The sequence below is a fragment of the Pseudocolwellia sp. G5-9 genome (assembly GCF_055808995.1).
The window spans coordinates 2,904,305-2,930,603 of record NZ_CM147893.1 but is presented as its reverse complement, the minus strand read 5'-3'; the positions used below and the strand labels follow the sequence as shown (position 1 = coordinate 2,930,603).

General features: G+C 37.0%; 13 protein-coding genes. 4 read left to right on the top strand and 9 right to left on the bottom strand.

The annotated features are described in order from the left end of the window. Positions 1–24: 24 nt before the first annotated feature. On the bottom strand, positions 25–636 hold the full coding sequence (locus AC0L5Q_RS12630; protein WP_473608895.1) for a DUF952 domain-containing protein: 612 nt from the start codon (positions 634–636) through the stop codon (positions 25–27). Positions 637–747: 111 nt separating this feature from the next. Between AC0L5Q_RS12630 and AC0L5Q_RS12625 the strand changes: the two genes are divergently transcribed. After that, positions 748–1,764, top strand: a complete 1,017-nt coding sequence (locus tag AC0L5Q_RS12625) for a phospholipase A (RefSeq protein ID WP_473608892.1) — start codon at positions 748–750, stop codon at positions 1,762–1,764. Positions 1,765–1,800: 36 nt separating this feature from the next. Here AC0L5Q_RS12625 and AC0L5Q_RS12620 read toward each other — a convergent pair whose 3' ends face one another. Beyond that, the gene (locus tag AC0L5Q_RS12620; RefSeq protein WP_473608888.1) at positions 1,801–2,691 is read right to left on the bottom strand and encodes a peptidoglycan DD-metalloendopeptidase family protein; all 891 of its coding nucleotides are present in this window, start codon (positions 2,689–2,691) and stop codon (positions 1,801–1,803) included. 303 nt (positions 2,692–2,994) lie between these two features. Between AC0L5Q_RS12620 and AC0L5Q_RS12615 the strand changes: the two genes are divergently transcribed. Further along, positions 2,995–11,436, top strand: coding sequence for a DUF6701 domain-containing protein (locus tag AC0L5Q_RS12615; protein ID WP_473608885.1), 8,442 nt, complete (start codon positions 2,995–2,997; stop codon positions 11,434–11,436). 55 nt (positions 11,437–11,491) lie between these two features. On the opposite strand, the gene AC0L5Q_RS12610 is transcribed toward AC0L5Q_RS12615, so the two are convergent. Together AC0L5Q_RS12610 and AC0L5Q_RS12605 are read right to left on the bottom strand one after the other, a co-directional pair. Further along, the gene (locus tag AC0L5Q_RS12610) at positions 11,492–13,042 is read right to left on the bottom strand and encodes an FG-GAP repeat domain-containing protein (protein WP_473608881.1); all 1,551 of its coding nucleotides are present in this window, start codon (positions 13,040–13,042) and stop codon (positions 11,492–11,494) included. 304 nt (positions 13,043–13,346) lie between these two features. Next, positions 13,347–14,075 (bottom strand): matrixin family metalloprotease, encoded by a 729-nt coding sequence (locus AC0L5Q_RS12605; RefSeq protein WP_473608876.1) that lies wholly within the window; start codon positions 14,073–14,075, stop codon positions 13,347–13,349. Between the two features lie 580 nt (positions 14,076–14,655). On the opposite strand from AC0L5Q_RS12605, the gene AC0L5Q_RS12600 reads away from it, so the two are divergent. Continuing rightward, the gene (locus AC0L5Q_RS12600) at positions 14,656–15,870 is read left to right on the top strand and encodes an MFS transporter (protein ID WP_473608872.1); all 1,215 of its coding nucleotides are present in this window, start codon (positions 14,656–14,658) and stop codon (positions 15,868–15,870) included. A 567-nt stretch (positions 15,871–16,437) separates the two neighbouring features. Here AC0L5Q_RS12600 and AC0L5Q_RS12595 read toward each other — a convergent pair. From AC0L5Q_RS12595 to AC0L5Q_RS12580, 4 genes are read right to left on the bottom strand one after another with little or no spacing between them, the layout of a single operon-like run. Next, the gene (locus AC0L5Q_RS12595; protein WP_473608868.1) at positions 16,438–17,463 is read right to left on the bottom strand and encodes a zinc-binding dehydrogenase; all 1,026 of its coding nucleotides are present in this window, start codon (positions 17,461–17,463) and stop codon (positions 16,438–16,440) included. Between the two features lie 9 nt (positions 17,464–17,472). Continuing rightward, positions 17,473–18,873 (bottom strand): TolC family protein, encoded by a 1,401-nt coding sequence (locus tag AC0L5Q_RS12590; RefSeq protein ID WP_473608864.1) that lies wholly within the window; start codon positions 18,871–18,873, stop codon positions 17,473–17,475. 3 nt (positions 18,874–18,876) lie between these two features. Further along, a complete protein-coding gene (locus AC0L5Q_RS12585) occupies positions 18,877–22,020 on the bottom strand; it encodes an efflux RND transporter permease subunit (RefSeq protein ID WP_473608860.1) in 3,144 nt (1,047 codons plus the stop codon). 9 nt (positions 22,021–22,029) lie between these two features. Further along, on the bottom strand, positions 22,030–23,199 hold the full coding sequence (locus tag AC0L5Q_RS12580) for an efflux RND transporter periplasmic adaptor subunit (protein ID WP_473608856.1): 1,170 nt from the start codon (positions 23,197–23,199) through the stop codon (positions 22,030–22,032). A gap of 119 nt (positions 23,200–23,318) precedes the next feature. Here AC0L5Q_RS12580 and AC0L5Q_RS12575 point away from each other — a divergent pair, with 119 nt between their 5' ends. Continuing rightward, positions 23,319–24,266, top strand: a complete 948-nt coding sequence (locus tag AC0L5Q_RS12575) for a LysR family transcriptional regulator (RefSeq protein WP_473608851.1) — start codon at positions 23,319–23,321, stop codon at positions 24,264–24,266. Positions 24,267–24,295: 29 nt separating this feature from the next. Here AC0L5Q_RS12575 and AC0L5Q_RS12570 read toward each other — a convergent pair whose 3' ends face one another. Then, positions 24,296–26,296 carry a putative bifunctional diguanylate cyclase/phosphodiesterase gene (locus AC0L5Q_RS12570; RefSeq protein WP_473608848.1) on the bottom strand — a complete coding sequence of 667 codons (2,001 nt, stop codon included), beginning with the start codon at positions 26,294–26,296 and terminating at the stop codon, positions 24,296–24,298. Positions 26,297–26,299 lie beyond the last annotated feature (3 nt).

Here is a 26,299-nt window from a genome sequence, read left to right as displayed (position 1 = left end):
CGTAAAACGGCCGTTAATTATGTTTTATAAAAGGTACTCTCCGTTATTCTTAAGGGCAATAGGTTGAGAGGTTTTTATTGCGTCGACATTTAGTGGTCCATAAATGTGAGGATATAGGCCACCCGTTGCGGGCTCCCATTTAACTTCTGCGGTTATTTTATTTTTATCAACAACTAAAATAAGTGGGTTGATTGTTTCTTTGTAATATTTATTAGCAATGCGCGTTAATTGGTCTTTAGGCGCGGCATGAATAAATCCTTCCGACTTTATAGAGTCTCGCATAAATGTTCCTTGGCTTAACGCGTTGTCGTATTCTTGCTGAGACGATAATAAGTAAATATAGGGATCGCTTAAGCCACCATACATACGCACGAACATTTTGGTCACTGCAAGTTGTTCAGGTGCTTGATAAATATAATCCACCCTAAAAGTGCCTTTTAGGGTATGGTTTTCTAATGTTTGGCTAATAATGCTGATTTCTGCTTGAGCGGTCCAATCATTACGCGTTAGCCATACAGGAATGCTATCAAAAAATATTCTGCTACCTTGTTTTTCAAATGGATAGGTTTGCCCTAGTACTAATTCAGGGTAGTTGTCAGAGCGGAGAATGGAGTTGATTTCTACTTTAAATCCCATGGTAATTCCTATTTTTAGTTTATGTTGTTAGCGTATTTAAAATATCACCTTTATTAGTGTAAAAGCTTCTACTACAATATCTATCTCGCCATTTCATTTAAAAGTGTTTAGATGCATTCGATATATTATCCATTAAACAAATGTTATCAACTTTCCGTTTTAGTTTATTTAACTTTATTTTCATTTGACTTATTAGCTGAAAGTGTAAGTGATGAGTGTATTTTAAGTACAATAAAAACAGCTAAAAAAGCATTAACCTATGACGATATAAAGAAAATTTGTAGCATGGAAGAGGTTACGCCTCCTCATATGAAAAAAGGTCGGATCGCTAATAGAATTATTAGTGAGAAACGTACAGCCTTTGATCCTTATGTAATAACACCTCATAAAATGAATTACATATTACCTGTAAGCTACACCAATAATATTAATAAAGATGTATATGACACGGTAAACGATTGGGGAGACTCTTTAATTAATACTGAAGCTAAATTTCAACTCAGTATTAAAGTACCGTTAAATACTCAAAAAATATTTACGCGTGATGATGGGATATTTTTTGGTTTTACTATGCAGTCGTGGTGGCAAGTATATTCAGATGGTATATCTAAACCTTTTAGAGAAACTAATTATCAACCCGAGGTTTTTTACTTAAGCCCACTTAGATATCACCCTTTTGATGGTAATACCGCAATTATTGTGGGTTTAGAACATCAATCTAATGGTAGAGCTCAGGGCTTATCTCGTAGTTGGAATAGAACTTACATCAATTTTTTATTTGAAAAAGATAATTTCGCGTTCTCTTTTCAGCCTTGGTGGCGAATTCCTGAAAGTGATAAAGAGTTTGATTTAGATCCCAAGGGTGACGACAACCCTGATATTAGTGATTATATGGGCTATTTTCAGTTAGCTACCGTGTACAAATGGGAAGAGTACGAATTCTCTTTTAAAGGGCATGAAAATTTTAATACCCACAATGGTGGAATGGAGCTAGGGTTAACTTTTCCTTTATGGGGGAAGCTACGGGGCTACATTCAATACACAAACGGTTATGGTGAAAGTTTAATTGACTATAACCATTCTCAACAGCGTTTAGGAATAGGTTTTGCGCTAACAGACGTTTTATAAACCCATTAATGAATTCGCGTCACCTTACTCTGAATATTACAGCATCATGCCTCGTTTGGGAGTAACAGCTCGGCCGCCCGATTGAAAAACAAAAGGAATAGAAACCGTATTAAAGCCTGCATTTTTATAAATAATAAAATGCAGGTGAGGCCCCGTTGAATAACCAGAAGAACCTGAACGAGCAATAACATCTCCTACCTTAACTTTATCACCAAGTTTTACTTGAGCCGTTCCTAATAAAATGTGTGCGTACAGGGCATAAGTACCGTCGTCATGTAATATCGTAATCTTGTTGGCTTTATCTAAAAAATAAGCGGTTTTCCCGCCCATGTGGTAATCATCTTTGATTTCAATCACGGTACCATCACGAGCTGCTGTTATGTATGTACCTACTGGCATAGCAATATCTACAGCAAAGTTATTAGGTGATTTATTATGAGAAAAACGACCATTAAATGATTGAGTTACCTTTTTAGGTAAGCCTGATGAAAATGGAAGCTTATAGCTGTAATTATCGGGAGCTTTAGATGGATCTCCTATTATCCAACGATATGAGGATTTAGGCATGGGTTCTACATTTGAGTAGATAATTTTTTTCAATCTAGCGGGTATTACATATCGACTTTTTTCTTGATTGTGTAGAAAAGTCAATTCAATTTCTATAGGCGCATAAAGGGTATTCTCGACTACAAATTCATATACGCCTTGATCGTAAAGTGTTTGAATTTTTATCGGAGAGCGTTTTTTTACGGTATCAGTGTATTGGGTGGTTTCTACTTTTATATCTGTAATTGGTGGTTTGTCACTATATACCCAATTGCCTGCGCTATCTTTGTATTTGTATACATTGGCCGCGAATGCGGAGCCAGCTATAAAAAACACAGAGGTGAGATAAAGCACAAAAAATTTAAAACTATAATGTTCCATCAACCTACCTAAACTCCGTTTAATTTTGTTTTCTTGCTGTATATAACCGCTACTATTCAAGCGCTCTGAAATAGCCTCTTGAATGGTAACGGCTATAACACACGAACGGGTTGATTATGAATAAGATTTAAGCTTTTGCAATAACTTTACATAAAACTCCGATATTGTGATGAGTAACCTATACTTAGACAGAGTATTGCAATAGCGTGGCGTAGTGTTAAAACAATAATAATAGGATATGATATTGTTTATGAAAACAGTATTCGGTTTATTTACCACAAAGAGAGTTAAGCTAAATTAACGATGTTGAAATTATTTGTATTCATATTAATAAGCGTTTCCTTATACAGTGGCCAAGCCAATGCAGCCGCTTGCTCGCCCCCAAATACAAGTAATTGTTATACCCTACAACTTCACTACACCTTTTCTGAAGGTCTTAATCAAAATACGACAGACGTTAGTGGTAATGGTCGAAATGGTACATTGCTCAATAGCCCAACGTGGGTTGCTAATGGTCCTAACTATTACCTAGACTTTAACCGCGCCAATAAAACCAGCGTACGTTCACCATCGTTTATTCCTCCTGCTGATGGTGTAGTTGCTTTTTGGTTGAAAGTTCCACCAAAATCTCCTGTTAGAAGACGTATTTTTGGCTTTGATGATGGTTGGGAAATACGTTGGGAATCAGACAATATTATGTACCTAGATATCAATAAAACAGGTACTAATGATAGTATTCGTACTAGCTCAGCCATTACAGCTACAAACACTTGGATGCATATTGCTGTTGTTACAAGCGCAACAGATAATACGTGGTCGGTATACATTGATGGCGTATTAGATAATAACGGTTCAGAAACACTAACAGCTCGCTCTAATCCTCAGCCACTGAGTATAGGAACACGAACAGGTAGTAATGATTATTTAGACGGTTCTATTGACGACTTTAGAATATATTCTGGTGTACTTACCCCTACCGAAATAGCTGCATTAGCGGCTCAATCACCCGATTGTTGTTTAAGTTATCCATACGAAACCGACTTTGAAGGCGCTAACACTGAATGGACACCTGATAACGACTGGGCAATAAGTAGTGCAGGTCATACCGCTTGGCAAGCTAGATCAGGTTCAAAATTTCTAGATAATAACCCGTCAGAAGTTGACCAAGAACTTCACCGTAATCACTACGTTGCTTTGAATAAACCCGTTTATATTCCTACTAATGCTGTTCAGCCAACACTAAGTTACTACTATAAAGCCGGCATATTTTCGGGCCAAATTTATAGCATGATCTCAACAAACGGCATTAATTGGGATACGTTAGAAACCTATACCGATAGAAATAATCATGACGAATACACAAAGCGTGAAGTTAATTTAGAAAGCTACAAAGGCCAAACGGTTCAAATTCGTTTTCGCCAATATCATAATACAGGAGTAGGTGCTCGCTTATTTGTAGTTGATGATTTTCGTATTGGTGATTTTCAATCAGACGATTACAGTTACCCATACACCAACGGCTTTGAAACCGCTAATTTGCGAGAGCACTTTAACTATGAAGGAAACTGGAATAGCTCTCAAGCACATGATGGATTATGGTCTCCTAGCGAAGGCAGTTATTTTTTAGATAATAATTACAACAATGAAAATCAAGTACAATACCACGACCATTATGTCACCATGAATGGATTTATTACTTTGCCTTCAGGCTCTGCTAATCCGATGATTAGCTTTGATTATTTATCTGATATTTTTGATGGGCAAGTTTATTTACAAATTCAAGAATATGGCTCTACAACATGGACATATTTAAAAACCTTTAATGAGCAATTGAATCATAGTCCTCATACAAAGTATGAATACCATTTATCAAACTATTTAGGCAAAAAAGTTCGTTTTCGTTTTAGGCAATATTGGAATAGCAATAATGTAAATGCTCGAGCATTTTCTATTGATAACATTTTTGTTGGTGAACTCACAGACGAACTTCCTTTCCCTTACACAAATGACTTTGAAACCGTAGCCGAAAAATCACAATGGTACCCTGATGGTGATTGGGGTATCTCTACTGCCCATGATAGTCAATGGTTTCCTAGCAGTGGAAATTATTTTTTAGATAATAATCCTGACAAAGAAGATCAAGCGCTTCATCGAGAACACTACGCAACCATGTCTGGTTATATACCGCTGCCGGCTGACAGTAGTCATGTTGTTGTTAGCTATGATTTTTTAGCAAGTATTAAAAATGGGCAAGCATACTTATATATTCAAAAACTTGGAGAAAGTAATTGGGTAGCCTTAAAAACATATACAGAACAATTTAATAGAAAAACTTACACTCAAGAAGAGATATCGTTAGCTGCATACGCTGGCGAAAAAGTACGTTTTAGGTTTAGACAGTATTGGAACTCTGATGCTGGAGCTCGTGTGTTTACCGTAGATAATTTTCAGGTTAAACAAGCGAATTTAGAGGAATATGCTTACCCTTACTTCAATGATTTTGAAACCCCAATATCAACACCTACCGATAATGGGCAGGACCAATGGCAACATATTGGTGACTGGGGTGTTTCTACAGCGCACGATAGTGATTATATACCTAAAGAAGGCTCTTATTTTTTAGACAATAATGTTGAATATGTAGATCAAGCCAACCATCGTGAGCATTATTCAACGATGAAGGGATTTGTTCAATTACCTGCCGCGCCTGCTAATCCTATTATCAGTTTTGACTATTTATCGACTATTTTTGATGGACAAGTCTATTTACAAATTCAAGAAGAAGGCTCAAGCACTTGGACCTATTTAAAAACCTTCACCGATCAGTTTAACCATACACCTTATACAAAATATGAATATAATTTATCGAGATATTTAGGGAAAAAAGTTAGATTTCGCTTTAGGCAATATTGGTATTCAGATCCTGGGCAGCGAGTATTCCCAATAGATAATTTCTTTATTGGAGAATTAACCGAAACACTGCCTTTCCCATATGCTAATGATTTTGAAACGGCAGAAGAACAAGCACAGTGGTATCCTGATGGTGACTGGAATATATCTAGCGCACACGATTCTAGATGGTATCCAAGTAGTGGCTCATATTTCTTAGATAATAACGCTGATAACGAAGATCAAGCTAATCATAGAGAGCACTTCGCCGCAATGTCTGGTTATGTTCCTCTTCCTGCAGACAGTAGCAATGTTGTGGTAAGTTTTGATTACTTGCTAAATACCTTTGATGGTCAGTTTTATATTTATATTCAAAAGCAGGGGCAAAGTGATTGGACCTATTTAAAAACTTATAATGAGCAATTCAACCGCACTGGGTACACCAAAGATGAAATATCTCTAGCGGCGTATGGTGGTGAAAGTGTTCGTTTTAGATTCCGTCAGTATCATTATTCAACTACGGGTTCTCGCGTTTTTGCTATCGATAATTTTAGAATTGAAGAAGTTACGCTGGAAGATTACGGGTATCCATATTTTAATGACTTTGAAACACCCGTTTCAACACCTAGCGTTAATGGCCAAGACCAATGGAATAATATTGGCGATTGGGGCGTTTCAAAAGCGCATGATACTGTTTACGTACCTGAAAGTGGTGAATACTTTTTAGATAACAATATCGACAATGAAAATCAGAAAGACCATCGAGAACATTACGCTACCATGAATGGTTTTGTAACTTTACCAGCAAAACCTGAAAATCCTATGCTTAGCTTTGATTACAACACAAAAGTATTTGGTGGGCAGGGGTACGTACAAATTCAAGAGTTCGGCTCAAATACATGGCGAAATTTAAAGACGTTCAATGAAGTGGTTAATCATACCCCTTACACTAAATTTGAATATTTTTTAGGAGCTTACGCGGGTAAGAAAGTCCGTTTTAGATTTAGACAATATTGGTATTCCGATACACGTCCTGCGCCTAATCATCAGCGCGTATTCTCAATTGACAACGTATTTATTGGTGAGCTTAAAGACGAGTTGCCTTATCCATATGTTAATACTTTTGAAACACCAGCCGAGCAAGAAGAATGGCAGAATGAAGGTGACTGGGCGGTAACAACGACTCATGACACTAAGTGGTATCCCAAAACAGGCAGCTACTTTTTAGACGGTAATGCCGATAACGAAGATCAAGCAACGCATAGAGAACACTATGCAACATTGTCTGGTTACATTCCTTTACCCGCAGATACCAGCAATGTAGTCGTTAGCTTCAACTATTTATTAAATACATTTGATGGTCAGCCTTATATTTATATTCAAAAATTAGGTGATGATAACTGGACCTACTTACGCGCCTACACCAGTATATATAACCATGATGGTTATATGCGAGAAGAAATACCACTAACAGCCTATGCTGGCGAAAAAGTACGCTTTAGATTTAGACAATATTATTACGGTACTGCTGGCGCACGGGTATTTGGTGTAGATGATTTTAAAGTAGGGGAAATTGATTTACCTGATTACGAATATCCTTACTTTAATGATTTTGAAACGGAAACATCTAGCGCAAGTATTAATGGTAGAGACCATTGGGATCTGCAAGGCGATTGGAATATATCTACTGAGCACGACACCGTTTATAAAGCTAAAAATGGTAGTTATTTTTTAGATAATAACGCCGATTATGAAGATCAAGCCAACCATAGGGAACTCTTTGCTTCAATGCTAGGTTATGTGCCCATTGCTCTTGATGCAAATAGCCCGCAGTTAAGTTTTTGGTACAAGGCTAATGTGTTCGGAGGCTTTGCTTACGTTTATATACAAGAAAAAGGCTCAAGTACTTGGAAGCACCTTTTTACTTTTTCAGATCAATATAATCATGATGAATATACTAAATATTACTACGATTTAAGCGCCTATAAAGGTAAATCTATTCGTATTCGATTCCGTCAATATTGGTATTCCGACATAGGCGAAAGAGTATTTACGGTTGATGATTTTAGAATTGGAGACGATGACAGAGTTACTTTAAGTTACCCTTACGAAAATACGTTTGAAACCGAAGCCGAGCGTGCCGATTTTATTCATGATGGTGATTGGGGGATATCACAAGCCCACGATACTGATTATGTCCCTTACGAAGGGGATTGGTTTATAGATAACAATGCAAACTTTGAAGAGCAGCAAAATCATCGTCAGCACTATATTACTCTTGCTAATTATATTCAGATCCCAACTGATGCCGTAGTACCCACATTAAGCTTTTGGTATAAAGCAAATAATTTTGATGGTGGATCTTATTTAGAGATTCGTCGTAAAAATGATACTCGATGGATTGGTTTGTATAACTTTGTTGAAGACAAAAATCATGACGAATATGTGAAGTTTGAAGCGCATTTAGATGCATACAAAGGTGACGAAGTTATTATTCGTTTTAGACAGTATTGGAACAGTACTGTTGGTGAACGTGCTTTTGTTGTTGATAACTTTAGGCTGGGTGATCTTATTCAAGAGCAATATGTTTTTCCTTATTTTAATAACTTTGATACAGATATATCGACTGCTTCAACCAATGGTAGAGATCATTGGAATACGCAGCATGACTGGAAAATATCTGATCAAAATACGGTTACAGGTTCAGCAGCTAGTGGCGATTGGTTTTTAGATAATAACCCTGACGATGAAGATCAACGTCGTCATTATGAACAATACGCCAATATGCATGGGTTTATTCCTATTCCAGCAAGTGCGGTTAATCCTAAAGTGAGCTTTGACTATCAGAGTAATCTCTTGGGTGGTTATGCTTATTTACAAATACAAAAGGCGGGGTCTTCAACATGGACCTACTTAAAAACTTTTAGCACAAATGATAATACTGCTGTTTATAAAAATTATAGTCGCTCGCTAACCGATTACAAAGGTGAAAGCGTTCGCTTTAGGTTTAGGCAGCATTATAATTCAACCGCTGGTGAACGCGTATTTAACGTTGATAATTTTACCGTTGATCAAGAACTACTGGGTATTTGGTATTTTGAAGAAAATTGGCAAGATTCAACGGGTAATGGTTTTAATTTAAGTCCCGTAAATACACCTGTTTTTAACGATACGGAACGCGCAAAAGACGGTGACATCGGCTCAAATACGAGTACTTGTTATTATACCGGTTACGAAAACGATCAATATGCTATAGCGCCTAATACAGACACACAAAGTAATTTCAACGAAATAACCGTATCAGCGTGGGTAAACCCTACATCTTATAATGCAAGTTTGAGTACTATTTTTAGTAAAAGCGACGATTTTTCTATCTACTTAAACAGTGCAGGTAATATTCAGTGGCAATACCTAAATACTCAACTCACTAGTGGTTCAGCTGTACCATTAAATCAATGGACGCATATCGCTCTTACTTTTAAAGATGGTGAACAACATATTTATATTAATGGGGTAAGTGCCGCTTCAGCATCAGTAGCAGGAGTTCTTATCGATTTAGACGAAAACATATATGTTGCCGCAGATTTTAATAGCACCAACAATACGGTTTATTCTGATCGATATTTTCAAGGTACTATCGATGAATTACGCGTGTATCGTATTGCGCAAAGCGCCTCTGCAATTGCAAATGATATGGACGTACTTCACCCATGTGATATTAGTATAACTCCAGATCATTATCGAATAGAGCATGATGGCTTAGGGCTTACCTGTGAAGCTGAAACCGTCACTATAAAAGCTTGTAATGATGCTTTATGTACAGAATCAGGGCTTAATGAAGAACCTAAAACTGTTAATTTCCTGATAGATGGCGTGATTAGTTCATCATTTACTTTTACTAAAAAAACGACAATAAGCTTTGATCAGAAAATACTCGCAACAGTTGCATTATCGGTAACGTCGGATGTTAATAGCCCGTCTATTAATGGTTTTCAGTGTGTTGGTGGTGAAGCCGCAACGCCATGTAATATGGTGTTTAACGACGCAGAATTGAAATTTTTATATAACAATAATATCGATACACCGATTGAAAATCAGATAGCAGGAGAAGTCTTTCCTAAGAGCTTACATGTTAAAGCCGTTGAAAATAACAATGGTACTTGTGTCAGCACCTTTAATAATAAAACGGTGAATATAGGTCTATCTCAAGAAAATTCGGTACCAAGTGGCGCAGCGGGGCTGTTTTTTTATACTAACAGTGCCGCTATTGGAAAATACGGCAACTACACTAATGTGGCGTTAACCTTTGATAATGAGGGTAAAGCTATAATTCCAAATGCTAGATATGACGATGCAGGGCAAATTCGATTACATGCTAAGTACAGTGAGGGTGTGGGAGGAGCTAATTTAATTGGTGTTAGTAATAATTTTTGGGTAAGCCCCGCAATGTTAAGAATAACAACGGCAGTATCAGACCTTGATACTACGCCATTGAATAACAATACCAATTCAGGCACTCCAACAATAGTCGCGGGTAAAACATTTAAATTTAATGTGACTGCTTATAATGCAAAAGCCCAGTCTAACTTTGATAACAGTTATATTACTCAAAACTATACTTCTTCTAATCTGGAATTATCGGTACAAAGAGTGGAGCCAACGGGAACCGATACCTTTAATGGTGAATTTAGCCTTGATTCTGGTGCTAGTAACTCAGCAATCCCTAGTACAACGTCAACTACTTACCAATCTATAGTGTTAAAAGTTGAAAATGGTCAGTTACAGTCTGATGCAAAATATTCAGAGGTTGGTTTATTAAAAGTCGATATTCAAGATTTTGAATACGGTGGTATTGCAAACACAAGCATACCGTCAAGTGGAGCGATCGATGTAGGGCGTTTTATACCTGATCATTTTGATGTATCAATAGATACAAATAATGGTAACGGTTCATTTGAAAATGCTTGCGAACTTGGTGCTCAACACTTTACATATACAGGACAAAAATTTACCTATCAGTCTGCACCAAAACTCATTATTAATGCGATGAATGCGGATGGAGGTATTACTCAAAACTATACCCATACTGATTACAGAAAATTAAAGGCCTCTGAAACCAACATAAAGAGAACTTTTCCACTACTTGATGAAGACCAAAAAGGGGCTGATTTAATAAATAATGTGGATGTAGATAGAACATCATTAGCAGGTACACTTTCAATTTCTAAAGACCCTGCTGATAAAGATATTCACGGCTCTCTGACTTATACTTTTAACAAAGATGATGAATTTACTTATACCAAAAATACAAATTCAAAAATTGGTGAATTTTCTTCTAAATATATTATTACCCTTGAAAGTGTTAAAGATAGCGATAATGTGTCAGATACCTCAGGAAATCAGTCATCCACATCATTACCTTTATCTATAACTCCTGCGCAAATCAGGCTTCGTTATGGCCGTTTAGCGTTAAATGATAATTTTGGGCCAGAAACAAGCGATTTACCTATTAACTTATTCGCTCAATATTGGGATGGTACACAGTTTATTGTAAATACAGATGATCAGTGTACATCAGTCGATTCAGGTAAGTTAAAAGTAACAGGGTTTAGTTCAACGGCGGTTAAAACAAAAGCCTCTGAAGATCTTGTTAAAGGGGCTACTCAGTTTGTTTTACGTGCACCAGGCGCAGGTAATAGGGGAGCTGCTGAGCTAGAATACGAGACGATACTTATGCCATGGTTACAATATGATTGGCAAGGAGATGGTTCTCAACTCAATCCACAAGCTAACGCTGTATTTGGTATTTACCGCGGTAACGATAGGGTTATTTACTGGCGAGAAGTCTTTAGGTAAGTATTCATAGTTTCTATTATGTTATTGAGCTATTTTTAGTAATAGCTCAATTTATTTAGTTGGTATTAGACATAAGAATACGAAAAGTATTGTGGTATTTTTTATCATCGGCTCTGCCATATTTTATTAAAATGTCGTCTTGACCGTCGTTGTTTAGATCACTCGTCGCTAACATCTCTCCTTGATCAGGTATAACTGTTTCGTATTTTTGAGGCTTTTTAGCAAATAAACGAGCGTTGTCAGTACCAAGGTAAATTTTGAGAGTATCGTCGTCTTCAGACAGCATTAAGTCTTGTAACTTGTCTCCGTTAACATCTAATAAGGTGACTACAGGGTTGCCACTTGTACCTGAGCTTAAGCTAAAATTTAGTTGAACTTCTTTGCTCACTTTCGACTTTTTATTAAAATGGAAGTTTTCATCCATATAAAATAAATGAACGTCTTGATCAATGCTTCCAGAGAGCAAAGCCCCAATAATTTGAGATAAACCAATATCAAATCCCGCCACTAAAATTTCATCTTTTTTGTCGTTATTAATATCAACAAATCGTATGTCTGTTAAGGTGCCTTCTGCTTTAATAGCGCTATCGGGGCGCTCTGAAAAGTGAAGTTTATTATCAATGTTTTGGCCTAAGTAAACTTCGTAGTCGTTGGTTTTATTTAAAACGCCTTCGCTTTGCGTAAACCTAACCACCATATCAATAATATTATCGTTATTTATATCTTTAAGTTGCTCTATTTTTCGGTAACTTAAGTTACTTTGATCGCGTTTTTCACCATCTGCACCCAACTTGTTCCACCAATCAATACTACTGATAAGCTTATTAATAGCAATAAAATGAGGAGTAGGGTTTATAGTTAAATCTGCTTGTTGTAGAAAGTAAATCAGCTGTCCATTTTGTATGTACATAACATCGGGCAGGCTATCAAAATTTACATCACCAAAATGTATGGTAGTTTTAAAGTATGTTATTTCTTGTGGCGTAAAAACTGTTTCAGGTTGAATAGGTAATACTGACGTTTTAAAGCCTTGTTCTTCTGGTATCAATACATGCACTTGATTGAAATCAGCTATATAAATGTCGTCATACTTATCGTTATTTAATTGGGTTAAAAAATTACCTTTTGCTAAATACTGCTCGTTATTTCCTTTTGCCATTGAGGAAATAGCATGAATGGGTTTGAAAGATGACTTTTTGTCTATTTGATCTTGGTTCAATAAGTAAATGTTATTGCTTGATAAAAAATAAAGCGTTTGCAGTTGCTCTGCCTGTAAAGTTGAAATGTCAAAACTATAGAAATCTTTAGGCAGGGGCGTTCTATAGTATTCAGTATAAGTTGCTTGTTCATTAAGTGCATAAACCATCAACCATCGATCGCCTGAATCATCAATAGAAAAGGTGATTAACTCTTTACCTTTATTTTTTAATATATTAATAGGCATAACAGAATGGGTAAGCTTAAAAGGAGCGCTGATCACGGTTTCGGTAAAGTTAATGTTTGCTGCTGATTTACCATAGCTGTTGCAGCTAACGACAATGATAAATAATAAAGTAGACCTTATTAAAGTGATGGCCGTTGAAGATGATTTGTTGTCCGATAACATAAAGGGCATTTAAATGACAATATAACAGTAAGTTGTCTTTATATTGAACATCAGTTGTACAGTTAAGTTCAATAAAATTAAGGTAAGATTTTGTAAAAATGGTAGTTAACCGGAACTCGGCTTAACAAATGCTTCTCTAGCAGCTATTTTTCCTAACTTTTGCGTTAAATTTACTTGCAATAGAGGAGTATTGACGCGAAATTTTCCTTGAATTAAGAAAAACTAACAAGCTAGAGGCTCAATAAAAAGGCATACTTTATTAACATATGCCTTTAGCGATAAATTGTTTTTTTTGTGGGAGATGTTAATTAACTTTTTTACGTTGATTAACTAACACCAAACCTATCATAGACATGAATAAAATGAGTGAGCTTGGCTCTGGTACAGAAGCCAACAACGCTGGGCCGTATATTGCTTGTGCAGTTGTTATGTCATCTGCATGTAAATCACTAATTGCGCCACCATAAAAAGCATACATTACAGCTGAACTATCTAGAGAATGACCTAAACCAATCGCATGACCTATTTCATGAACAGCAACGGTAAAAAGATCTAAGGAACCTGAATTGTTAATGCCCCAATCCTCTGCTGTGTCAAAGTGGATATCTCCAGCAACATTAGAACCTGTTGGGTAATAACCATGTGCTAAAACGCCTAAAGGTCCATCGAAGAGGTGGCCGCCAATACGAATGTCAGCTCCTGGAGGAGCTCCAAAAGGTTCACCACCATCAGTGATCATTTTAAAAGTAATATCTGCTATAGAAGACCATAAACTAAAGGCTTTTTCGATTTCAGTCAGAAAGCCTGTCGGCATAAAACTAGATAAAGCCGATGTAGTACATGGGTTTGGCTCAAAAGTCCCTAAACATGAAATACCATCATCCATTAAACTCCAAGTAACTTCACCGCCTGAAGTACCTAGCGTAGGATCTCCCCACTTGTATCCTGAAATAACACCTGCTTGGCTAGATAAAGAAAAAAACAAGGCTGCAGTAATGGAACAAATTTTAATGAGTTGTATAAAAGTTCTCATGATGAATGACTTTGTTTGTAATAGTTATAATCTAGTTTAGGTGCTTTATATTATTTTGTCTCTATTAATTTCCATTGGATTAACAAAAATTAGACAACAGCTTGAATAATGAGCCTGTATTGTATGACTAAAGCTAAATACACTTCAGTTATATACTCGTTATCAAGGAAGTAATTTTGTTCAGTGCTTAATTGATAGTGCTAAAAATAATTCATAGATGCGTTTGTTATTATTAACTTTAGTTAGATTCCTATATTTAGGTAACACAGGAGCAGTTACCGAGAATAGCCATGACGTAAACTTAATGCCTTGCAAAAAATAATCAACAAAGTTCAACAAACCCTAATATTGATGATCAAATTTACTTGAGAATCGATCAATATTCATAACCGCTGTATATTTTTTTCTGTTAACTTGAATATACCATCACATTATCACTTAGTCGCTTTAGGTTGTCTTTTCAGTATTTAGTTATAAATTAAATATAATAATACTTAAACGTTCATTGATATTCGATGTTTTGACGAACAATTATTAACACATACTTCAAAAAAATAAATATTAATAGGTGTATACAATAATGGATGAATTTAAAAAAGGTTGGGGGGCGCTATTAGCAGCGACATTTGGCACCATGTGTGGTTTGGTGACAGTAACTAATTATTCTCAAGGTTTTTTGGTAGGCCCTGTAACAGCTGAGTTTGGTTGGAGTACACCTCAGTTTTTCCTTGGTTTTACCGTGATGATGTGTATGGGATTAATTTGTGCTCCTATTGTGGGGTCTTTAGCGGGTAAATATGGTGTTCGGTTATTGGGCATTGTCGGCTTGATTGGGCATGCGCTTAGTTATGTTATTATTTCCTTTAATCCCGGTTCTCTACCACTTTGGTATTTAAGCTTTGCTTTATTAGCTATTCTAGGTGCAGGTTCATTACCTGTTATTTGGACTACCATACTAAACGATTATTTTAAAAAACATAAAGGTAAAGCCATAGGTATTACCATGACGGGTACAGGTATTGGCGCGTTGATATTACCACAAGCAACTAGTTATATTGTTGAGGTATATGGATGGCGTACTGCTTATCAAGCTATAGGTGTGGGGGCGCTGGTATTATCTCTACCACTAGTTATTGCATTGTTTAAACCGAATACTCAAGCGCAAAATGATACAGCAGAGCAAAATTCACAACCTAGTTGGGGGATGACTCGCGCAGAAGCGATGAAGCAGAAACAGTTTTGGATATTAGGTGCAGTTCTGTTTATTACAGTATTTGTTGTTGTAGGCTTATTATCTAACTTTAAACCGATATTATTGAGTAAGAATTTAGATGGCAGCACAATTGCGCAAGTTGCATCGATAATGGGGTTAACTATTATATTTGGTCGTATGGCTGCGGGATTTTTAGTCGACAAATTTTGGGCTCCAGCCGTAGGTGCCTTATTCTTCACTATGCCTATTATCGCTATTTTGTTACTTGTGTATGTACCTAGTTCAGCTGTAGTAGCTTTAATCATAGCGCTAACAGTAGGTTTAGCTGCTGGAGCAGAGCTTGATTTATTAGCTTACTTAACAAGTAAGTATTTTGGTTCAAAACACTATCCTTCTGTTTTTGGCTGTGTTTTTGCTTTTTTCACCGTAAGCGCAGGTATTGCTCCTCCTATCTTTGGTGGTGTGGCAAATAAGTTTGGATATGACACTATTTTAATGATTTCGGCAGGTTTATTAGTACTGTCTATTTTCTTGTTTTTATCATTGGGTAAGTACCCAGAACAAGAAGCTTTACAAGAATAAGTCAATCAATTTAGCTCGGTTCATTGAATCGAGCTAATACCTACCTCACTAATAAATTTCTCATTTCTGTAAGCAACACTAATCCGTGTTTATACCCGTTACCAATCAAGATGCGTATTTCAGAGCACTTGAGCGATATCAATTCAAGGCAGTGCTTTGCAATAATGGTCGTTCCCTTATAAAAAGCACTAACGAAGAAGTGATTTTGCTCAAGCGCTTCTTCGATGGGTCTAAAAACAATTTATGCTTCGTTATTAACTTTAGTCAGGGAATAACCATGACGTAAACTTAATGCCTTGCATACATGGATGTATGTACTTAGATTTCGTTTGGAACGTGAAATCTGTGCCTAAATTGTTTTTAGTTCCCACTGAAACCTGCATCTTGAATGATAACGGGTATATATATGGTTATTTAAATGTGCCTGTATGGATGCCAGTGCTTGGTTTTTATTGGGAATAAAGACATCTTGAGATCCACTAAATATCATCGAAGAAGGTACGGCTTATACCGTGGGTAGTATTAGTATAATTAAAGATTATCACGTAATAAATTAAATGCTTAATTTTAGATAATTTCTACAATTTGTTTACCTACAAAACCACCGCTAAGTTGCTTTTGCAATGCATGAGAGATGCTTTCTGTATCAAAGTTGATGATTGATATTTCAGGTACGGTAATATTACCGTTAGCGACATTTTCTAATAATAAGTTACTCATAAAACTCATACGTTGTTGTGCACACAGGCTATTTGCTAGCCATGCTCCACCTAGAGATACTACACTGATATTTGGCGCTTTTCTAAACATAAGTTCTGGCTCAAAAGCAGGTAAGGTTTTTAAACAGGCTATACGGCCACAAAAGCGCATTAGCTCTATGTTTCTTACAGTTGCTTCGCCACCTATGGTGTCTATAACGGCATCAAACCCTTGTGGACCTAATACAGCGCGTATCTTTTCACAGAGTTTTTTGTCGCGGGCATCAAAAACTTCATCAGCACCTAATTTTTTTACTAACTTATGATTATGTTTTGCTGCGGTTGTAAAAACGTCTGCGCCGCGCTGTTTGGCAAATTGAATGGCAAATTGTCCAACAGCACCAGCACCAGCTTCAATAAAAACAGTGTCTCCTTCGCTGATCTGAATTTTCTCTAAAGCAATAAGTGCTGACATACCTGAGCAGGGAATGGTTGCAGCGGTATTACTCAATATACCCTCTGGAATAAGAGATACTGCGTAATTTGCTACTTTAGCGTATTCACTTAGTACTCCTTGTTGTGCCAAACTTGAGTGCCACATAACGCGATCGCCAACACTGGGAAATAACCCTTTGTTTGCTTGTACAACAATGCCTACAGCATCTAATCCTAAAACATGTGGATATTCCCACTTGCAAAAACCTGTTTTAGCAAATTGTGCATCTAAAGGGTTTAGCCCAACAGATTCAACTTTTACCAGTATTTCGTTTTCATCACATTGAGGTAATGGAAGCTTAATTTTAGACAGGCTCATGTCTTCATTGGGTTGCTCCAGCACAATAGCTTGCATTGTGCTGGGTAAATCGCCAAGTTGTACTACATTGTTAGACGGCATAAAAAAACTCTAGTGTTCGACAGTTAACTTATGACTCCAATGACCGTTGAATGCTTGATACGTACTTACTTTTGCAATTAACGATGATATGGCAGAGTCAATATTACTTTTTTCGGCTATTAAAACATCCTGTCGTGCATCTAACAACTCTAAGTAGGGGATTTGTCCCTCTTGATACATAGCTTGTGCTTGTAAGAACGCATTATTTGCATGCTTAAAGCGTTCTTTAGCAAATGTTTGCTGGTTTGTTTGCTTTACCAATAATTGCAGCGATAATTCACTTTCATTGATCGCTTTCAGTACAACTTGTTGGTACTCGCTATAAGCGGCTTCACTGAGAAACTCCTGTGCTTCTTTTTGTGCTAGCAATGCAGGGTAACTTAATAAAGACCACTCAATTTGAGGGCTAACTTGCCACTGTTGTTGGGTGTCGACTAATCGTGTGTTATTTAATCCTAAAATTCCAGCAAAACCACTTAAACTTATATTAGGTAATAAAGCTTTGCTTGCTGATACACTTAACGAGTATGCCTGACTAAAGTTATACAAGGCTTGATTTATATCAGGTCTTAGTGCTATTGCATTATTTGGTTGAGCAATCTCTACGGTGAGTGAACTCGCGAGTATATTATTCTGTGTACTTACAGAAATTTCGTTAGTTAGCCTACCAGTTAATAGAGCAAGAGTTGATAAATCGCTATATTGAGCATATTTTATATCCGGTAGTAACGCTTGCTGCTGGCTGAGTTGAGCTTTGGTTCTGTTAAGATCAAGTTCACTAGCAACACCTTCATTTACCCGTACTTTAAGTACTTCAATACTTTGTTTAAGTGCTTCAATTTGATTGTTAATAATTCGCTGTTTTTGTATATTGCCTTGGTAATTTATATAACCTTTTACAACAGCCGATACGATTTCTATTTTAAGTAAACGTAACTGCTCTGCTTTACTCATGGCAGAGGCATTAGCGGCGTCTACTAATGCTGTTATTCTACCAAATAAATCCAGTTGCCAATCCATACCTAAATTAGCAGTCGATTGACGAGTTATGGTGTCAGCTAAGCTAGTACGCTTAGCTGAAACGGTAAAACCACCTTGAGGCAAGTATTCTGTTTTTTGGGCACCTAAAAGAGCTAAAGCACTTTTTAACTGTAACTGACTTGTTTTTAAATCATAATTCTTTGCAAGAGAGTCGTTAACCAGTTCATTTAATTGAGCTGAATTTAATTGATACCACCAATTTGTTTCATCATGCCCTGACAAATCTGAAGCGATATTTGCTCGCTCCACAAAGCTTTGTAGTAATTGCTGATGTTGTGCTTCGTCAATTTTACTAGCACAACCAGACACAACTATTGAAGTAACAACAAGAGCAGCAATAGTTATTTTATTTTTCATATGTTTTATCATGATTTACTCTTCAACCTTTTTCTTTGTGCTTTTAGCTAGCAGCATATAAAAAACTGGGGTAAATAAAAGTCCAAATATGGTTACGCCTATCATGCCTGAAAATACTGCGTTACCCATAGCATGACGCATTTCTGAACCAGCGCCTGTTGCTAAAACTAAAGGTACAACCCCCGCAGTAAATGCAATAGATGTCATCAATATAGGACGTAAACGCATACGACAAGCTTCGATAATGGCATCAATATTTGATAAGCCTTTATCATGTTGGTCTTTAGCAAATTCCACCATTAAAATGGCATTTTTGGAGGCTAAGGCAACCAATACAATTAATGCTATTTGTGTAAAGATGTTGTTGTCTGAGCCTACTAACCAAACACCTAATAACGCAGAGAATATTGTCATAGGCACAATTAAAATAATGGCGAGTGGTAAACGTAAACTTTCATATTGTGCAGCAAGTACCATAAATACTAAGAGTACAACCAGTGGGAATACGTAAACCATAGTATTACCGGCTAATATTTGCTGATAAGTTACGTCAGTCCATTCATATTTAATACCTTGTTCTAAGGTGTCAGCTAAAATAAGTTCGATTGCTGATTGCGCTTGATCTGAGCTGTATCCTTGAGCTGCACTTCCGTTAAGCTCTGCACTTGGGTAACCGTTATAGTGCATTACACGATCTGGACCTATCGTTGGTGTTACCGTTAATACTGAGCCGAGTGGTACCATATTACCTTGGCGATTACGCACTTTTAAATTTAATATTTGTGCTGGATCTTGACGAAACTCAGCATCTGCTTGTGCATTTACTTGATAAGTACGACCAAATAAATTGAAGTCATTCACATAAGCAGAACCTAAATAAACTTGTAATGTATCGAATACTTCATTTAGTGGTATACCCTGTATTAAGGCTTGTTCACGGTCAATATCAATATCCATTTGCGGCACTTGAATACGGAAGCTTGAAAACATACTCGTTAAAGCGGGATCTGCATTTGCTTTTTTAATAACCGCTTGTAAGTTGTTAAATAACACTTCAAAGCCTTTGTTTTCTTGATCTTCCAGTTGTAGTTTAAAGCCCCCTGTTGAACCTAAACCACGAATGGGTGGTGGTGGAAATACCGCAACAAATGCTTCATCAATCGCCATAAATTCTTTGTTCATTCTTCCTGCTATTGCTTTAGCTGATTCACCAGGGCCTTGTCTTTCTGAGAAAGGTTTTAAAGGTGTAAAGATAATTGCGCTATTTGGTGTATTAGCAAAGCCGTTTATTGATAAACCAGGAAACGATACAGTATGAGCCACACCCGGTACTTGCAGCGCTATTTTCTCCATTTGTTTAACTACGGCTTCAGTGCGATCTAAACTTGCGGCATCAGGCAATTGTGCAATAGCAACTAAGTATTGTTTGTCTTGTGGAGGTATAAACCCACCCGGCACTTGGTTAAACAAAGTAATCGTGCTACCTAATAGTGCAATGTAAACTATACCTACAATCAAGCTCATACGAATAAGTTTTTTAACCAGCTTTTCGTAACCTTTTGCACTACGTTCAAATACACGGTTAAAAGGTTCGAATAGCCATTTACCAAATAACATATTTAATAAACGTGTTAATTTATCAGGTTTACTATCATGAGATTTTAATAAAAGAGCCGCCAATGCGGGCGATAAGGTTAACGAGTTAAAGGCTGAAATAAACGTTGAAATAGTAATAGTTAAGGCAAATTGCTTATAAAATTGTCCTGATAAACCTGAAATAAAGGCTGTAGGAATAAATACAGCGCCAAGTACTAGAGCTATAGCAATAATAGGGCCTGTTACTTCTGTCATTGCAACACGTGTTGCTTCAAGTGGACTTAAACCTTTTTCAATATTTCGTTCTACGTTTTCTACAACAACAATAGCGTCATCCACCACGATACCTATGGCGAGTACTAAACCAAAGAGTGATAGAGTATTAACAGAAATACCTAACCATTGCATAACGGCAAAGGTACCCACAAGTGAAATAGGTACAGCAATCAAAGGAATAATAGATGCGCGCCATGTTTGTAGAAATAGAATTACAACAATTACAACAAGTACTATGGCTTCAAGTAATGTCGTTATTACAGCGTCGATTGAGCCACGAACAAATATTGTAGGATCGTAAACAATGTCGTATTCCACACCTGCAGGAAAGTTTTTAGATAAACGTGCCATGGTTTCACGCACTTGATCAGACAATTCTATTGCGTTAGATCCTGGTCTTTGGAATACAGGCATAGCCAGTGCTGGTTGCCCATCAAGTAATGCGCGTAACGAATAGCTGCTTTGTCCTAGCTCTACTGATGCAACGTCTTTAAGGCGTGTAATTTGACCTTGTTCACCTATTTTTATAATTACGTCTTCAAATTCTTCAATGCTGCTTAAACGACCTTTTACATTTAATAAAATTTGAAATTGGTTGTCGTTTGCTGATGGTTGAGCACCTAAGCTACCTGCGGCTACTTGTTGGTTTTGTTCACGTAGTGCACTTAACACATCATTTGCGGTAAGAGATCGAGCAGATAGAGCGTCAGGATTTAACCAAACACGCATAGCATATTGGCTACCACCAAAAAGTCTAAAGTCACCTACACCCGGTAAACGTGTAATTTGGTCTTTTATATATAAGTCAGCGTAGTTAGCTAAATAAGCTGTGTCATGCGTTTTTTCAGGAGAAAAAAGATGTACAACCATTGTAAGATCTGGAGACGACTTTTCAGCGACTACACCTAATCTTTGTACTTCTTCAGGCAAGCGTGGTAAAGCACTGTTTACACTGTTTTGTACTTGGGTTTGTGCTCGGTCTAAATCGGTACCTAAAGCAAAAGTTACCGTTAAAGATAAACGACCATCGCCCGTTGCTTGAGAAGACATATACAGCATGTTTTCAATGCCGTTAATTTCTTGCTCTAATGGTGTTGCAACGGTTTGGGCTATTACCGTAGGGTTAGCTCCCGGATAATTAGCGGTTACAACAACGGTTGGAGGTACGACTTCAGGGTACTCACTTATGGGTAACTGAAATAAGGATATACCACCACCAATTAAAATAATAAGTGATAGCATGGCCGCAAAAATAGGGCGTTCTATAAAGAAATGTGAAAACTTCATTTTTAACCCTTAGTACTTGGCAATTAAGTTGTCGGTATCGATTGAACTTAACGTAAAGGCAATACCTTCACTATCAATCGTAACCGTATTTGGGTTAATTGGCATACCAGGTCCTACACGAGCAGGGCCATTTACAGCAATAACATCGCCTTTAGATAAGCCAGAGGTAACAGCACGTAATTTTCCGTAACGTTCGCCTACTTCAACAAGTCGGTATTGCAAAACATTATCTGCACCAACAACTAAGATAAAATTATTTTCTAAATCAGTACCAATGGCTCTAGCCGGAACAATCACTTTTTCAGTAATGGCATTTGCAGCAACTTTGATACGAGCAAAAGAACCCGTACGTAATTGGTGATCTACGTCTTCAAATACGGCACGTACACGTAAAGTACCTGTAGATGGGTTAATGCGGTTATCAATAAAATTAATGTACCCAGTATATGAAAACTCTTTTTGCCCAACTTTTTGCATAACAACTTTTTGCTTGGTTTCTGCGGTAACGTCGCTGAAAGCTTCGTTCCAAGTGCGTTCGTCTATGTCAAAGTAAGCATACATGCGCTGGTTTGAAACAATAGACGTTAATACGCTTTGGCCAGCAATAATATTATTGCCTTTAGTGATATTAGCGCGAGATATAACACCGTTAATTGGAGAACGAATTGAGGTGAATTCTAAATCAAGCATAGCGGCTTCAAGTTGAGCGTTTAATGCGGCAACTTGTGCTTCACTCTGGCGTAGTGTTGATTCACGCGATTCTACTTGTTCTGTTGAAATAGCTTTACGTTCGGCGAGTCTAATTGCGCGTTTTGCTTCGCTTTTAGCTTGCTCTAATGCAGCTTTCGCACTCATAACCTGTGCTTCTAAGCTTGATACAACAGCAGTAAAAGGTCGGTTATCCAGCTGAAATAATAAGTCGCCTTCTTTAACTGAGTCGCCTTCTTTAAAAGCGATATGGTTGATAACACCTGATACCCTCGGCATCAATGCAACTTCTTCAGGTGATTCTATACGTGTTGTATAGGTATGCCAGTTTTGAACTGGTTTAACTAATACTTCAGCTACATCAATAGATTGAAGAGGGCGTTGCCCCTGTGCTTGCGCGGCTTCTTCGCTACACCCCGAAAGTGCAATGGTTAAAACGAATGCAGTAGAAATAAGAATATATTTGAACATTTTAGAACTCCTTTAATAATGATCTGATCATACGGAACAAGCTTGTAGATAAAAAGCCTATATTTTTACATTTATTAGTGCCAAAATTGCACCAATAAGATTGAGGCAGGGTATAAATTATGGATACAACCAGTCGGTTACTTATGCTGTTAGATGTTATAGAAAGAGGATCTTTTGCTAAATCGGCAGCATCGCGCAATATTGATCGCTCTGTTATATCTAAACAAATCAGTCGATTAGAAGAAGAGTTAGGTGTTCGGTTATTAAATAGAACGACACGTTCGTTTTCTTTAACGGCTGCTGGCGCCGAAATGGTAAAGAAGGCAGAGCAACTTAGAGAACTGCTAGGAGAAACCGTTAGGTTAGCTGAAAATTACCATCAAGAGCCTAGAGGTATTTTAAAAATAACCTCGTCGAGTATTATTGGCCGTCGATTTATACAGCCAGTAATTAACGACTTTCAAAAGCGTTTCCCGCAAGTAGAAATTGAATTACATTTAGATGATCAGCTCGTTGATGTTGTAGCTGAAGGATTTGACTTGGCTTTTAGAATGGGCGAGCCTAAAGATTCTTCGTTAATTGCCCGTAAAATTGCCCGTAATCGATTAATACTCCTTGCTTCGCCAGAGTTTATTGAAACTTATGGTATGCCCACTTCAATAGAAGAGCTAGGTGACTATCCTGCGGCAAGTTATTGGAGCCAATCGATTCGAGTTGAGAGTATTCGCTACTACAATGAACAGAACCAAGCATGTGAACTAAAAACTAAAAGTACGTTTAGGGCAAATGATGGGGAGGTACTATTAATGAAGGCATTATCGGGAACGGCTTATGTTTTAGCGCCTGCTTTTGTTATTGAAAATGAAGTTAAAGAGGGTTTACTTATACCGTTTTTAACAGACGTTAAATTGATGGACTATAGCCCGATGTATGCAATATATCCTCATCGAGATTTACCGGTAAGAACACGTTTGTTTTTTGATGCTGTAAAAGATTACTTAGGTAAAGAAATTCCTATATGGGAAAACTCTATTCCTAATTTTGAACAGTTGTATCAGGGGAAGTAGTCAAAGTTCAGGTTAAGTATCTTTGTGTTTTAAGCTAAAGGCTCAGGTTTTGCAAAGTAATAACCTTGCCCATAATCTACGCCTAGTTTAGTTAAAGCATCAACAACTTTTTTATCTTCAATATGTTTAGCGATCACTTGTTGGTTCATTGTTTTAGCCACAGCACAAATAGATTTAATGGCGCTGTAATCAAGTGGATTTTCCATCATATTTTTAATAAGGGAGCCATCAATTTTTATTTTATTGGTTGGAAACTCTATCAAAGAAGTATGGAAAGATTGGCCTTTACCAAGAGTCTCTATGGCAAACTTACAACCTGACGTTTTAATGTTCTCTATAAATAAACAAGTTCTTTGTACATTTTCCATCGCAGTTACTTGAGGTATTTCAAAGCAAATTTTTTCAGCAATTGAAGGGTTATTCGTCATTTTTTCTGAAATAAAAAGCTCTAAGTCGGTATCAATTAAAGAATGCCCAGATAGATTAATAGCTATTGTATTAATATTGACCAGTTGTTCATGATGCTGAATAAAATGATCACATACGGCATTAACAATCCAGTGGTCTATTTGACTAGATAACTGATAACGTTCAGCAATTGGAAAAAAACTTGCAGGGTTAACGAGTTCACTTTGCGTATTTTTCATTCGCAGAAAAATTTCAAAGTGTTTTCCAGTTGTTTGGTTTTGAAGGGGGGCAATGTCTTGTTTATATAATACAAATAAGTTGTTGTCTATCGCGTTATGTATTTGTTGAACAGGCACCATATCTTGGCGTTTATCTAAAGGATTTTTATTATTTATATCAAATAAATGTATGGTATTTCGGCCAGCATTTTTCGCTAAACTACAGGCTACGTCAGCAGAGTGCAGTAGGTCGGTTGTTGTACTTTCAGTTATTTTTGGTGCAATACCAATACTGGCACTCAATTTAAAGGTTTCCCCTTCCCAGTGGTAGCTTAGATCATTAATATTTTCTTTAATGTTATTGGTAATTTGCATTGTTTTTTCAACACCACAATTTTTAATTAAAATGGCGAATTCATCACCGCCTAATCTAGCTACAGTGTCGTAGGCCCGCACGTTGCTTTTTAATATTCGAGCCACACTTACGAGTATGTCATCACCTGCAGCATGGCCACAGGTGTCGTTAATGGTTTTAAAATAATCTAAATCGATAAAACATAAAAAGTAGTTGTGTGCTTTGTCGTTTATTATTTCATTTAAATTACGTTCAAATGCTCGTCGGTTTTGGAGTTCAGTTAAAGGGTCGTGAGATGCTTGATGAAAAAGCGTTTGTGTTAAGTGTTTAAAATCATTACTCAGTTCTATAATTTCTGTTGGTGCATTGTTGGTGGCTTTAAAATCGTCACCTGCTAGTGCGCGGTGCGATGAATAAATTAAACCATTAAGGGGTTTGCAAATTTTGCTATTTGCCCACCACCATAAAGCGACAATAAGTAAGAAAAATATACCTCGGGCGATCCACCTAATTTTGTTCATAAAGCGCTTTTCTGTTTCGAGGTTAAGGGCTTCTTGAGTGATAAGGGTATTTGTTTCCTGTAATAGCAACTGAATATCTTCAGATAAAGTTAAGCTGATAGGATCGTATTCTTCGAGTAAGGTACTTAAACGTGTTTCGAGTTGATCTAAGGGAATAGATCCAACAATGTCGAGGTAGTCATTAATTTTATCTACATTGACAAGCGATCGTTTAATTTCAGTAGCAAACTGTTTAAAGTGATTTTCAGTAGATATTGCGGCAAGCTCATTGCTGAGATAATACCCCATGTTTTTTGCGCCATAAATAAGATAGGTGTTGCCTGACGCCACGACTAAATCGGTTGATACTAAGAACTGAGCGGCACTGTTTTCAATACGCTCAAGATCTTTAGCCCATAATAAACTTTTGCTGTATTTTTCAGCTAACGTTTGAACATGATCAAAATAATAACCTAATACTTGTTCTAAGGTGTAAGCACCGAGTAAGCATGAAAATACAAGTAAAGCGAGATAGCTTCTTATTCTCATGGG